At 68.6% G+C, this 12,702-nt stretch carries 11 protein-coding genes; 8 read left to right on the top strand and 3 right to left on the bottom strand.

The features are described 5' to 3' along the window. Positions 1-74 precede the first annotated feature (74 nt). Positions 75-1,043 (bottom strand): phosphoserine phosphatase SerB, encoded by a 969-nt coding sequence (gene serB, locus LDO15_RS11160; RefSeq protein WP_223978863.1) that lies wholly within the window; start codon positions 1,041-1,043, stop codon positions 75-77. Positions 1,044-1,175: 132 nt separating this feature from the next. Here serB and LDO15_RS11165 point away from each other — a divergent pair, with 132 nt between their 5' ends. The 5 genes from LDO15_RS11165 (at position 1,176) to LDO15_RS11185 (ending at position 5,303) form a co-directional block, all read left to right on the top strand. Continuing rightward, positions 1,176-1,961, top strand: a complete 786-nt coding sequence (locus LDO15_RS11165; protein ID WP_223978864.1) for an ABC transporter ATP-binding protein — start codon at positions 1,176-1,178, stop codon at positions 1,959-1,961. Positions 1,962-1,979: 18 nt separating this feature from the next. After that, positions 1,980-2,765 (top strand): sulfite exporter TauE/SafE family protein, encoded by a 786-nt coding sequence (locus LDO15_RS11170; protein ID WP_223978865.1) that lies wholly within the window; start codon positions 1,980-1,982, stop codon positions 2,763-2,765. A 34-nt stretch (positions 2,766-2,799) separates the two neighbouring features. Next, complete coding sequence (locus tag LDO15_RS11175; protein ID WP_223978866.1) at positions 2,800-3,609, top strand: RNA methyltransferase; 810 nt, start codon at positions 2,800-2,802, stop codon at positions 3,607-3,609. A gap of 208 nt (positions 3,610-3,817) precedes the next feature. Further along, positions 3,818-4,075: a type B 50S ribosomal protein L31 gene (locus tag LDO15_RS11180; RefSeq protein WP_024365679.1), complete on the top strand. Its 258-nt coding sequence runs from the start codon at positions 3,818-3,820 to the stop codon at positions 4,073-4,075. 124 nt (positions 4,076-4,199) lie between these two features. Beyond that, entirely contained in the window at positions 4,200-5,303 is a 1,104-nt protein-coding gene (locus LDO15_RS11185; RefSeq protein ID WP_223978867.1) for a biotin/lipoate A/B protein ligase family protein, read from the top strand. Between the two features lie 125 nt (positions 5,304-5,428). Here the strand turns inward: LDO15_RS11185 and pepN are convergent, their stop codons facing one another. Both pepN and LDO15_RS11195 read right to left on the bottom strand, forming a co-directional pair. Further along, a complete protein-coding gene (gene pepN, locus LDO15_RS11190) occupies positions 5,429-8,056 on the bottom strand; it encodes an aminopeptidase N (RefSeq protein WP_223978869.1) in 2,628 nt (875 codons plus the stop codon). Between the two features lie 83 nt (positions 8,057-8,139). After that, a complete protein-coding gene (locus LDO15_RS11195; protein WP_263428388.1) occupies positions 8,140-9,063 on the bottom strand; it encodes a putative sulfate exporter family transporter in 924 nt (307 codons plus the stop codon). A gap of 264 nt (positions 9,064-9,327) precedes the next feature. On the opposite strand from LDO15_RS11195, the gene LDO15_RS11200 reads away from it, so the two are divergent. Genes LDO15_RS11200 through LDO15_RS11210 form a run of 3 tightly spaced genes read left to right on the top strand, consistent with a single transcriptional unit; the run spans position 9,328 to position 12,690 of the window. After that, positions 9,328-10,923 carry a circularly permuted type 2 ATP-grasp protein gene (locus tag LDO15_RS11200; RefSeq protein WP_223978873.1) on the top strand — a complete coding sequence of 532 codons (1,596 nt, stop codon included), beginning with the start codon at positions 9,328-9,330 and terminating at the stop codon, positions 10,921-10,923. Then, entirely contained in the window at positions 10,916-11,842 is a 927-nt protein-coding gene (locus LDO15_RS11205) for an alpha-E domain-containing protein (RefSeq protein WP_223978875.1), read from the top strand. Before LDO15_RS11200 ends, LDO15_RS11205 begins: the two co-directional genes overlap by 8 nt. Beyond that, positions 11,839-12,690: a transglutaminase family protein gene (locus LDO15_RS11210; RefSeq protein WP_223978877.1), complete on the top strand. Its 852-nt coding sequence runs from the start codon at positions 11,839-11,841 to the stop codon at positions 12,688-12,690. Before LDO15_RS11205 ends, LDO15_RS11210 begins: the two co-directional genes overlap by 4 nt. Positions 12,691-12,702: the final 12 nt, after the last annotated feature.

Below are 12,702 nucleotides of genomic sequence, written 5' to 3' on the forward strand. Positions count from 1 at the left end.
TCCCCACGGACATTGCCGCGACGTGCCACCTCGCGGTTACGGCACTCGCGGTTAAGGCACTGGCGCTTAGGGCATCAGACCCCGGCGATGTACCGCACGGCGTCAAGATAGGGCAGGTTCACGGCGGCGTCCGCGGCGGCGCGGACGGCCGGCTTCGCATTGAACGCGACGCCGATTCCGGCGGCGCCGAGCATGTCGAGATCGTTGGCGCCGTCGCCCACGGCAATCGTGTGCTCCATGGGGATGCCTTCGGCCGCGGCCCACTCGCGCAGGTACTTCTCCTTCGCGGCGCGGTCGACGACGTCGCCGATCACCTTCCCGGTCAGCGCGCCATCGGCGATTTCAAGTTCGTTCGCGATCCAGTAGTGCAGCCCCAGGTCCTCGGCGATCGGCCGGAGGATCTGGTTAAACCCGCCGGACACCACGGCCACGGCGTGGCCGGCGGCCTGGAACGCCGCCACGAGTTCGGCGGCCCCGTCGGTGAGCTTGACCTCGGCGCGGACCTTCTCAACGACGTCGGAAGGCAGCCCGGCGAGCACCGCCACCCGGGCGTGCAGGCTCTGGGCGAAGTCCAGCTCGCCACGCATCGCGGCCTCGGTCACTGCCGTCACTTCCTCGCGCTTGCCCGCATAGGCGGCCAGGAGTTCGATCACTTCCTGCTGGATCAGCGTGGAGTCCACATCCATGATCAGGAACTTCCGCGGCGCGTTGCGCAGTGCCGCGGGGACCAGCGCCGTGTCCACCCCGTCGATACCGGAAGCCGCCAGCGCTCGGCGCGGACCGTCCAGCGAGGCCGCCGTGAGCGAACCGGCCGGAGCCGAGTCCGAATTCGCTGAGCCTGAAGTCGTTGAGCCTGAATTCGCTGGCGCCGAATTTCCGGTCGCCATTGTGCAGTCCGCCGCGTACACCTCGAACCGGCCGTCGCCGGTGCGGGTTTCCGCGTCAACGCTCAGCCCGGCGGCCGTGAGGAGCGAACGCAGCCGCTGGATGTCGGGAAGGGACAGTTTCAGGCCGTAGCTGACTGCGGTCACGTTCGAACTCATGGCCTCAATCCTAGCGAGCAGGCGTCGGGCGGCCCGAATTCGTTGCGCCCCGGCCGCCGCCGCGTGACGCTCCACGGCGGCCTGCGGCGCCGGTTATCAGTCGTCCGCTGTTTTGTCCTAGTGTCTACTCCTATGAGTGAAGTTCTTGAAATGGCCGGCGTCAGCGTTGTACGTGGGGCCAAGACGCTCCTGGACAAGGTGGACTGGCAGGTCAAGGAAGGCGAGCGTTGGGTGATTCTGGGCCCCAACGGTGCCGGCAAGACCACTCTGCTCCAGCTGGCCGGCGCCCGGATCCACCCCACGTCCGGCACGGCGGGCATCCTCGAGGAAGTCCTCGGCGCCGTCGACGTCTTCGAACTCCGCCCCCGGATCGGGCTGTCCTCCGCCGCCCTGGCGAGCCAGATCCCCGAGCAGGAAAAGGTCCTCAACGTGGTGGTCACCGCCGCGTACGGCGTGACCGGCCGCTGGCGCGAAGGCTACGAGAGGGACGACGAGCGCCGCGCCTTCGGCCTGCTCAACGAGTGGGGAATGGGCCCGCTGCTCAACCGCCCGTTCGCCTCGCTCTCCGAGGGGGAGCGCAAGCGCGTCCAGATCGCCCGCGCCCTCATGACCGACCCCGAGCTCCTGCTCCTGGATGAGCCCGCCGCCGGGCTCGACCTCGGCGGCCGCGAGGACCTCGTCGAGCGCCTGAGCGAACTCGCCCGCGACGCCGCCGCCCCGGCGATCGTCCTGGTCACCCATCACCTCGAAGAAGTGCCGCCGGGCTTCACCCACGCCATGCTCCTGCGCGACGGCGGCGTAGTGGCCTCCGGTCCGCTGGAGGAAGTCCTCACGGCCGAAAACCTGAGCGAAACGTTCGGACTGCCGCTGGACGTCACTGTCAACGCCGGCCGGTACAGCGCCACCGCCAGCCGCTGACGGGGCCGCTGACCGCGCGTGGAGTTCCTCAGTAGTGTCTTCATTTTCTTCGCCGGGCTGTGGGCAGGCACCATCAACAGCGTCGTCGGTTCCGGCACCCTGGTCACCTTCCCGGTCCTGATCGCCCTCGGTTACCCTCCTGTCACTGCCTCCATCAGCAACGCCATGGGGCTTGTGGCCGGCAACGCCGCCGGCGCCTGGGGCTACCGGCGGGAGCTGACGGGCCGCGGCAAGCAGCTGCTGCGGCTCCTGCCGGCCTCGCTGCTGGGTGCCGTCACCGGCGCCTACCTGCTGCTGCACCTGCCTGAGAAGGTCTTCTACTACGCCGCCCCTGTCCTGATTGTGCTGGCCCTGCTGATGGTGGCCTTCCAGCCGCGCCTGCAGCGGTGGGTGAAAAACCGGGAAGAAAACCCCGAGCACGCCATCCGGGACCGCCGCCACGGCGTCCTGCTCGTGGCGCTGGTGTACCTGGCCGGCGTCTATGGCGGCTACTTCGTCGCGGCCCAGGGCATCCTGTTAGTCGGCATCCTGGGCGTGTTCATGACCGGTACCATCCAGAACGCCAACGCGATGAAGAACATCCTGGTCCTGGGCGTGAACGTCATCGCGGCCTGCTCCTACCTCCTGTTCGCCTTCGACCGGATCAACTGGGCCGTGGTGGGCCTGATCGCCGTGAGCTCCCTGGTCGGCGGGGTGATCGGCTCCAAGGTGGGGCGCCGGCTCTCCCCGGTGGTCCTGCGCGGGGTCATCTTCGTCCTGGGCCTCGTGGCGCTGGGATTCATGATCGCCAACCTGTTCAAATAAGCCGCGCGACTAGCCTCCTCGAAATGGCCTGCCAGTGACCTTTCACTATCTTGAATCCGCCGACGACCCCCGGGTTGCCGACTACACCCAGCTCACCGACGTGCACCTGCGCAAAGTCCGTGAACCCGCCGAGGGCCTGTACATCGCCGAGTCCTCGCGCGTCCTGCGCCGGGCGCTGGCCGCGGGGCACCGGCCACGGTCCTTCTTCCTGGCCGAGAAGTGGGCCGCGGACCTGGCCGATGTCTTCGAGCAGTACCCGGACGTCCCGGCCTATGTCGGCTCCGCGGCGCTGCTGGAGGAGATCACCGGTTTCCACCTGCACCGCGGCGCCATGGCCGCCATGCACCGGCCCGCCCCGGTGCCGCTGGCGGAACTGCTCGCCGGTGCCCGCCGGGTCGCCGTGCTGGAGGACATCGTGGACCACACCAACGTGGGGGCCATCTTCCGCTCCGCCGCGGCCCTGGGCGTGGACGCGGTCCTGGTCTCGCCGCGCTGCGGGGATCCGCTGTACCGCCGCAGCGTCCGGGTCAGCATGGGCACCGTGTTCCAGGTGCCGTGGGCACGGCTGGAGGACTGGCCGGGGGGCCTCGCCACGCTCCAGGAGCAGGGCTTCACCGTGGCGGCCATGGAACTCACGGAGGACGCCGTCGACCTCGACGAGCTCGCCGGCCGCCGGCCGGAGCGGCTGGCCCTGGTGCTCGGCACGGAAGGCGCGGGCATGAGCGAAGGCACCCTTGCCGCCGTCGACCTCGCCGTGAAGATCCCGATGCGCCCGGGGGTCGATTCCCTCAACGTCGCCGCGGCGTCCGCGGTGGCGTTCTGGGAGCTCCGCCCGCGGGACTGAACCGAAGGGCTGAACCGGCGGACTGTTGACGGCAGGCGCGGCGCGTCGAGCGGGGCCCTGCGGTGCCGCGCTGACGTGCGGCGACGGTGTTCGTCAGGCCGCCTGGAATCGGCTATGATTGATAGCTGGCCGTCCGGTGTTTTCCGCCGGCCATCCCATTCATACCTGGCAGCTGGCAAAATCCAGTTGTGCGAACAAAGGTCCAATTATGAAGTCTGATACTCACCCGAAGTACGAAGCTGTTGTTTTCAACGACCTGGCTTCCGGCGTCAAGTTCCTGACCAAGTCCACCGTGTCTTCCAAGAAGACCATCGAGTGGGAAGACGGCAACACCTACCCGGTCATCGACGTCGAAATCTCCTCCGAGTCCCACCCGTTCTACACGGGCAAGCAGCGCATCATGGACTCCGCAGGCCGCGTCGAGCGCTTCAACGCTCGCTTCAAGGGCTTCGGCGGCAAGAAGTAAACTTCTTCGCCAAGGTCTTGTAGGAGGCCCGCACCGGCAACGGTGCGGGCCTTTTTGCGTCCCTGCCGGCTTGCCCGGTTTCGCGGGTTCCCGGGTCCCGGATGAATGCGGCAGGATGGATGTCATGACATCCCTTCCTGTGCCCCCCGGTTCCGGCGCTCTCGACGACGGCGGCCGTCACCACGGCGAGTATAAGGTCCCGGGCGGCAAGCTCGTGGTCGCCGATTTCGACGTCGTGGACGGTGTGCTGGCCCACGTCTCGCTCAGCGGGGACTTCTTCCTGGAACCGGACGAGGCGCTGCCGGAGATCAACCGGGCGCTCACCGGGCTGCCGGCGGATTCGAGTGCCGCCGACATCGCGGCCGCCGTGGCGGCGGCCCTGCCCGAAGGCGCGGTGCTGTTCGGTTTTTCGGCCGACGCCGTTGCGCTCACCGTCCGCCGCGCCCTGGCGAAGGCCACCGGCTGGGCGGACCACCACTGGAACATCATCGCCCCGTCCGTCCTGCCCACCCACGTCAACGTCGCCCTGGACGAGGTCCTGACCGAGGAAGTCGGCGCCGGCCGGCGCAACCCCACGCTGCGGTTCTGGGACTGGGAAGAGCCCTCGGTGGTGATCGGCAGCTTCCAGTCGGTCCGCAATGAACTCCACCCCGCGGGCGTGGCCCGGCACGGCATCAGCGTGGTCCGCCGGATCAGCGGCGGGGGAGCGATGTTCATGGAGGCCGGCAACTGCATCACCTATTCGCTGTACCTCCCGCAGACCCTCGTGGACGGCATCAGCTTCGCGGACTCGTACACTTTCCTCGACGCCTGGGTGATGGCGGCCCTGGAAAAGGTCGGGATCAGCGCCTTTTATGTGCCGCTCAACGACATCGCCACGGAACACGGCAAGATCGGCGGGGCGGCCCAGAAACGGCTCGCCAACGGCGGCATGCTGCACCACGTCACCATGAGCTACGACATCGACGCCGACAAAATGGTGGAGGTGCTGCGGATCGGCCAGGAGAAACTCTCAGACAAGGGCACCAGGAGCGCCAAGAAACGCGTGGACCCGCTCCGCCGCCAGACCGGGATGCCCCGCGCCGACATCGTCGCGGCCATGATGGACGTCTTCACCGAACGCTACGGGGCCACGCCCTCCGAACTCACCGACGCCGAGCTGGAGGCCGCCGGCCGCCGCGTGCAGACCAAGTTCGGCACCGCGGAGTGGCTGCACCGGGTTCCTTAGCAAGGGGTTCCCTAGCAGGGGGTTCCGTAACAACAACCGGTTCCGTAATGACCCGTTCCCTGACACCGGCCCCCGGCAGCGTGTTCCGTAAAGACCGGTGCTCGTGACGTCCGGCCCCCGATCCCCTAGGCCGCGAGGGCCTGTGCCGTCAGCGCCTGTGCCGTGAGGGCGCGGTGCAGGTGGCTGCGCTGTTCGATGATGATGCGGCGCAGGGCGCGCGGCGCGTCCGCGTGGGCCGCGAGCCAGTCATCGGTGCGGATGATCACGGCGTGGGTCTCGGGTGTTCCGCCGTGGCCGTCGAGGTCCTGTCCCGCAGGGTAGAAGCCGCGGACAATCCGGCTGGCGATCTCAATGCTGCGGTCCGCCCAAACTTGCTCGAGGCACTCGAAGTACGGGTCGATGAATTCGGCGAGCAGCGACGCCGCGCCCGTGTTGAACCCGGCGATGGTGGCACTCAGGAGCTGGTTGGACAGCCCCGTGCCGTGCACGGCGGCCTCCCACGCCGCCGCCTTGACGGACGGCTCGGGCCGGGCCGCGAGGGCCGTGGCATGCCCGGACTTGCCCGCCGCCGTATTGTCCCGCGTCAGCTCCTGGTCCAGCTGCTCCTGCGAGGCCTGGCCGTGGGCGGCCAGGGCGTGCCAGAAGTTCCAGCGCAATTCGGCGTCCACGGCGAGGCCCTCGATCACCGTGCTGCCGTCCAGCATGCCCCGGAGGAGGTCGAGCCGGCCGGCATCGTACCGGCTGGTCGCGGCGAGGGTGCGGGCCCAGGCCAATTGCTGGTCGGATCCCGGCGCTGCCGCCTGCAGCTGTTCGGCCGCGGCACTAAGGAAGCCGCCGCGCACCGCGTCCCGCTGCCCGCGGGGCACGTACCGCTCGACCGCCGTCGAGGCGTTGCCCAGCACGTTGAGCAGGACGCCGATTCCCGGTTCGGCGGGCCCGAAGCTTTGGACGGCGTCGACATACAGGGAGGCCGGTGTGACGGCGTCGCGCGCCGAGTCCCACAGCGCCGTCCAGCACAGGGCCCGCGCCATGGGGTCGCTGAGCTTGTCCAGGGACTTGCGCACGGTGGCCTCGGAGTGCGGATCCAGCCGGACCTTGGCGTAGCTGAGGTCGTCGTCGTTGACCAGCAGCAAGGCAGGCAGCGCCTTTCCAGCGAGGGCGGTGACCTCGGTCCGGGCGCCGCCAAGATCTGTCTCAACGCTGTCCGTGCGGACCAGGGCGCCGGCGTCGTCGAAGTTGTAGAGGCCGATCCGCAGCCGGTGCGGGCGGGGCTCCTGCCGGCCGGTGGCGGGATCCACGGCGTCCTGCAGGACCGCGACGGAACCGAGCGTGTCACCGGACTCCGTGATCTCGCAGGTCAGGGTCGAGATGCCGGAGGTCTGGAGCCATTGACGGGCCCACTCGGCGAGGTCGCGGCCGGATGCCTCGCTCAGCGCCGCCAGGAGGTTGGCGAGTGTGGTGTTGCCGTAGGCGTGGTCGCGGAAGTACCGGCGGGACCCGGCAATGAAGGCCTCGAAGCCGACGTAGGCGACGAGCTGCTTGAGCACCGAGGCGCCCTTGGCGTACGTGATGCCGTCGAAGTTCTGCTTCGCGGCCTCCAGGTCCGGGATGTCAGCGACGATCGGGTGGGTGGTGGGGAGCTGGTCCTGGACATAGGCCCACGCCTTGCGGTTGTTGGCGAAGTTCACCCAGGCCGTGTCCCAGTCCGTGGTCCGGTCCACGCCGAGGGTGCCCATGTAGTCCGCGAAGGATTCCTTGAGCCACAAGTCATCCCACCACTTCATGGTGACGAGGTCGCCGAACCACATGTGCGCCATTTCATGCAGGAGGGTGTTGGCGCGGGCCTGGTACTGCGAATCGGCGGCGCGGGAGGTGAAGACATAGCTTTCGGTGAAGGTCACGAGGCCCGGGTTTTCCATGGCGCCGAGGTTGTACTCAGGCACGAACGCCTGCTCGTATTTGCCCCACGGGTAGGGGAAATCGAAGAGCTCGTTGAAGAAGGACAGCCCGTTCCTGGTGAGCCGGAAGAGTGCCTCGGCGTCGAAGGAGGCGGCCATGGAGGCGCGGCAGTACAGTGCCAGCGGCACGTGAAGGGCCGTGCCGTCGCCCAGCGTGCCGTGCCAGGCGTCCTCGGCCTTGAAATAGGGTCCGGCGAGGACGGTGGTGATGTAGGTGGACATCGCCTTGGTGGGGGCGAAGTCCCAGCGGCTCGTGGCCGGATCGCTCGTTAGCTGGGTCCGCAGGACCTCGGTGCCGTTGGAGGAGACCTCCCAGTCCGAGGGCGCCATGACGTGGAACGTGAACTCGGCCTTCAGATCGGGCTGCTCGAAATTCGCGAATACGCGCCGGGCGTCGGCGGGTTCGTACTGCGTGTAGAGGTAGCACTGCCCGTCGGCGGGGTCGACGAAACGGTGCATGCCCTCACCGGACGTGCTGTAGAGGGCGGTCCCGGTGATGGTGACCTGGTTTTCCGGCTGCAGGTTCTCCAGCCGGATCCGGGAGCCGTCCACGACGTCGGAGACGGCAAGGCCTTTGCCGTTGAGGAAGACGCTGTGCACGCTGCCCGCGATGAAGTCCACGAAGGTCGACGCCCCGGGCTCGCTGGCCGAAAACGTGATGACGCTGCGGCTCGTGTAGCCGGCAACATTCGGGTCTGCCGCCTCACGGACGTCAAGGGAGACGTCGTAGCTGTGCGTGGTGATGAGGGCGGCGCGGGCCGCGGCCTCGTCGCGGCTCAGATTCTGATTCGACACCCAGCTATCTAATCACGGGAGCCTGTGTGCCGGATCACGCCGCGGGTGCGTCAGATGGCGGCGGGTCACGAAATGCAGGAGGATCACGACGGCGGGAACATCAGGAATGCGGCGGCGAGGCCCAGCAGGGCGATCAGGAGCCAGGACGCGAGCGCGGCCAGCAGCGCGCGGGCGCCGGTGTGGAGGAGCTGTCCGACGCGGACGGCTGAGCCCAGCCCGAACAGGGCCATGCCCAGCAGTGCGTCCTGGAGGGCGGCGGCCGCGTCCAGGATCCCGGGGGAGAGCCAGCCGGTGGTGCGGAGGCCCGCCAGGGCCACAAAGCCGATCACGAACAGCGGGACCACCGGCGGGCGCGCGGCACCGTCGGCCACGGTGCCCAGCCGGTGGTGGAACCCCGCGGCGGCGACCACCGGGGCCAGCAGGATCACGCGGGAGAGCTTGACGACGACGGCGACCGCCAGAGCCGTGGCGCCCGCGGTCTGGGCGGTGGCGACCACCTGCCCGACGTCGTGCACCGAGGCGCCGGTCCACGCCCCGAAAACCTCCGCACCGAGGCCCAGGGGCCGCGCCAGCAGGGGCAACACCCCGATCGCCAGCGTCCCGCACAGCGTCACGAGCGCCACCGGCAGCACCGTCTCCTCGTGACGGATCCGGCGCACGGCGGCCATCGCCCCGATCGCGGATGCCCCGCAAATAGCGAACCCGGTGGCCACCAGGAGCGATACGCGGGGCGGAATCCCGAAGAGCCTGCTGATCCCGTAGGTGCCTGCGAAGGCCGCCAGCACCACGGCCGCGATCAGCAGCAGCGCAGCCCAGCCGAGGCCCAGCACATCGCCGAGGCTGACCTTCAGGCCCAGCACCACGATCCCGGCCCGCATCAGGTGCTTGCCGGCGAAGTCGAGGCCGGGACGCGCCGGCCCCGCGGTCCAGTCCGCGACCCCCGGCAGGTTGGCCGCCAGGAGCCCGAGGAGCACGGCAACGGTCATGGCCGGTATCGCCGGGAGCATCAGGTGGACGCCGACGGCGGCGGCAACGGCCGCTGCGGCGCCTAGCAGGCCTGGCGCGGCCGCGGCCGCGGATCTGGTGGGGGGCACGCCCCTACATTGCCGTACCCGGACGGAAAACCAGTAACTGTGGCAGCCCCGGCTCGCGGCCTGCAGGCCCGGCGGGCCGGCCGACACGGCGCGGCCGGCGGTGCCCGGCCAGCGGCGCGGAGCGCGTCGCGGGCCACCGAAATGATTTCGTAACGAAAAAGTGGTTGGCTTGTCACCATGTCTGACCTATTCCAGGATTACTCCGAGGCTGCCGGCCGTACCGGCGCCTACGACGAGATGTTTGCCCCCGGCCAGCAGGCCCGGAAGTCCTACGGGCAGGTGGCCTTGGCCCTGCGTGAACTCTCGCTGGCCGACGTCAGCGCCCGCGCCGATTCGATGGCCCGGACCTTCCTGGACCGCGGTGTCACCTTCGACTTCGCGGGCGAGGAACGGCCCTTCCCCCTGGATATCGTTCCCCGCGTGATCCCCGCCGAGGAATGGAGCGTCCTGGAGCGCGGCGTGGCGCAACGCGTGCGCGCCCTTGAAGCCTTCCTCAACGACGTCTACGACAAAATGACGGTGGTGTCCGACGGCGTCATCCCGCGCCAGCTCGTCACCACAAGCGCCCACTTCCACCGCCAGGTGCACGGCTTTGAACCCGCCGGCGGCGTCCGGGTCCACATTTCCGGGATCGACGTCGTCCGGGACGCCGCGGGCACCTTCCGCGTCCTCGAGGACAACGTGCGCGTGCCCTCGGGCGTCAGCTACGTGCTCGAGAACCGCAGGGCCATGGCCAAGGGCCTGCCCGAGGCCTTCGGCCAGCAGCTCATTCGCCCGGTTGAGGAGTACCCGCGCCGGCTCTTGTCCGCGCTGCGCAAGACCGCGCCCGCCGGCGTCGACGATCCCACCGTGGTGGTCCTGACCCCCGGCGTCTTCAACAGCGCCTACTTTGAGCACACCCTGCTCGCCGGGCTCATGGGCGTCGAGCTCGTCGAGGGCCGCGACCTCATCTGCCGCGGCAACCGGGTCTATATGCGCACCACGGCAGGCGAGCAGCGCGTCGATGTCATCTACAAGCGCATTGACGATGAGTTCCTTGACCCCCTGCAGTTCCGGGCCGATTCCATGCTCGGCTGCCCGGGCCTGGTCAACGCGGCCCGCGCCGGGGGCGTCACCATAGCCAACGCGGTGGGCAACGGCGTCGCCGACGACAAGCTCGTCTACAGCTACGTCCCGGACCTGATCCGGTACTACCTCAGTGAAGAGCCCCTGATCGCCAACGTGGACACGTTCCGGCTGGAGGAGAAGGAAGCCCGGGAACACGTCCTGGACCGCCTCGACGAGCTTGTGGTCAAGCCCGTCGACGGCTCCGGCGGCAAGGGCCTCGTGATCGGCCCCGACGCGTCCAAGGACGAACTCGAAGCCCTGCGCAAGCGGGTCATCGCGGACCCCCGCGGGTGGATTGCGCAGCCGGTGCTGCAGCTGTCCACGGTGCCCACCCTCAGCGGCGACAAGTTCGGCCCCCGGCACGTGGACCTGCGCCCGTTCGCGGTCAACGACGGCGAGGACGTCTGGGTTCTCCCGGGCGGCCTCACCCGGGTGGCCCTTAAGGAGGGCTCGCTGATCGTCAATTCGAGCCAGGGCGGCGGCTCCAAGGACACCTGGGTCCTGGCCGATTCGCCGCAGGTTCCGGTCGAGGTCATCCCGCGGCCCACGATCGCGGTCCGCGAGCGGGTCTCGGTCTGGCCCGTGGAGAGTAACTGGCGTGACAGCCAGAAAGAGCAGCAGCAGCAACAGATTTCTGACGCGAAGGAGGTAACCGCGAATGCTTAGCCGTATTGCCGAGTCACTGTTTTGGATCGGCCGCTACGTGGAACGGGCCGACGGCACAGCGAGGATCCTCGATGTCCACCTGGAACGGCTCAATCACCTGCCCATGGCGGAGCAGCGCAGCGTCGCGCAGGAACTCCTCGCCGTCATGGGCGCGCGCGCCCAAAACGAGGATTTCGGCCTGCCCGAACTGCTCAACGCCCTCGCCTACGACAAGCAGAGCGCGACGTCGATTGCCGGCTCGCTCGGCGCGGCCCGGGAAAACGCCCGCCGTGCCCGGGAGACCGTCTCGTCCGGACTCTGGGAAAGCCTCAACACGACCTACTACGGGCTGAACCAGCACCGCAAGGACGTCGTGGGCACCTACCGGTTCTGCAACTGGGTCCTGGAGCGCACGGCCATGGTCAGCGGCCTGGCCGACACCACTGTCAGCCACGACGAAAGCTGGCTGTTCCTCGTCCTGGGCCGTTCCCTGGAGCGTGCCGACATGACGGCCCGCATGCTTTCCACGCGTGATGTCCTTTCGGCCGGCATGTCGTGGGTGAACATGCTCCGCTGCGCCGGCGCCTACGAATCCTTCCTGCGGACCCGCCGGGCTGCCTTCGGCGACCAGCACGCAGCTGAATTCCTGCTCCTGGACCGGCTGTTTCCGCGGTCCATTGTGTACGCCCTGCGCGACGCTGACGAGTGCCTGGCGAAGCTTGACCCCTCAGCCCAGCGCGTCGGCTTCATCAACGACGCCCGCCGGATTGTCGGCCAGGCCCGCACCTTCCTGGAATTCCACCGCACCGATGACCTGATGGCGGAGCTTCCGGAGCACATGGAACGTGTGCAAAAGGCGGTTTCGCAGGCCTCGGACGCCATTTCCCGTAAGTACTTCAATCAGGCAGACGAACTGGCCTGGGTGGGAGAAGTTTCATGACCCGGCTCAAGATCGTCCACAAGACGGCGTACAAGTACAACAAGCGCGTCACCCTGTCCTACAACGAGGCCCGGATGACCCCGCTGACGGACCCTCAGCAGGTGGTGCTGGAGTCCTCCATGAAGGTCTCGCCCTCGCAGGCGGCCCTGAGCAGCTACCGCGACTACTGGGGCACGCGTGTGACGGCGTTCGACATGCAGATGCCGCACGACCACCTCGAGGTCCTGGCCACCACCACCGTTGAGGTGCACCGGGTCGAAAAGATCGCGGCCGAGGCCGACATTGTCGGGTGGGACGTCCTGGCCGCCCCGGAGACGCTCAACCAGTTCAGCGACTGGATTCCGCAGTCCCAGCTCACCGGGCCCGGCTCAGAGGTGCTCGGCATTATCCCCGGCGTAGTCGAGGGAAAGACGCCGCACGAGGCCGCCATGGTCGTCTTTGACTGGATGCGCGGTGAAATGACGTACATGAAGGGTTCCACCGGCGTCACCACCAACGCCGAGCAGGCCTGGAACCAGCGGCAAGGCGTGTGCCAGGACCTGGCGCACCTCGCCATCGGCTCGCTGCGCAGTTGCGGGATCCCGGCGCGCTACGTGTCCGGCTATCTGCACCCCCGCTCGACGGCGGACCTCGGCGAGGCGGTTGCCGGGCAGTCCCATGCCTGGCTTGAATGGTGGGACGGCGAATGGCGCAGCTGGGACCCGACCAACCACAAGCCGGCGGGGGACTTCCACGTCACCGTGGCCCGCGGCCGGGACTACCGCGACGTGCCGCCGCTCAAGGGCATCCTGTCCGGCGGCGGGGGATCCGGCCTCACTGTCAGCGTCGAGATCACCCGCCTCGCCTAGCCACCGCACCGC

Source organism: Arthrobacter sp. NicSoilB8 (assembly GCF_019977355.1).
Taxonomy (GTDB): Bacteria; Actinomycetota; Actinomycetes; order Actinomycetales; family Micrococcaceae; genus Arthrobacter.

Coding starts and splice junctions, on each gene's coding strand:
- LDO15_RS11200 (WP_223978873.1), top strand. CDS start 9,328: ATGTCTGACCTATTCCAGGATTACTCCGAGGCTGCCGGCCGTACCGGC.
- LDO15_RS11195 (WP_263428388.1), bottom strand. CDS start 9,063: ATGCTCCCGGCGATACCGGCCATGACCGTTGCCGTGCTCCTCGGGCTC.
- LDO15_RS11185 (WP_223978867.1), top strand. CDS start 4,200: ATGACATCCCTTCCTGTGCCCCCCGGTTCCGGCGCTCTCGACGACGGC.
- LDO15_RS11180 (WP_024365679.1), top strand. CDS start 3,818: ATGAAGTCTGATACTCACCCGAAGTACGAAGCTGTTGTTTTCAACGAC.
- LDO15_RS11210 (WP_223978877.1), top strand. CDS start 11,839: ATGACCCGGCTCAAGATCGTCCACAAGACGGCGTACAAGTACAACAAG.
- serB (WP_223978863.1), bottom strand. CDS start 1,043: ATGAGTTCGAACGTGACCGCAGTCAGCTACGGCCTGAAACTGTCCCTT.
- LDO15_RS11205 (WP_223978875.1), top strand. CDS start 10,916: ATGCTTAGCCGTATTGCCGAGTCACTGTTTTGGATCGGCCGCTACGTG.
- LDO15_RS11165 (WP_223978864.1), top strand. CDS start 1,176: ATGAGTGAAGTTCTTGAAATGGCCGGCGTCAGCGTTGTACGTGGGGCC.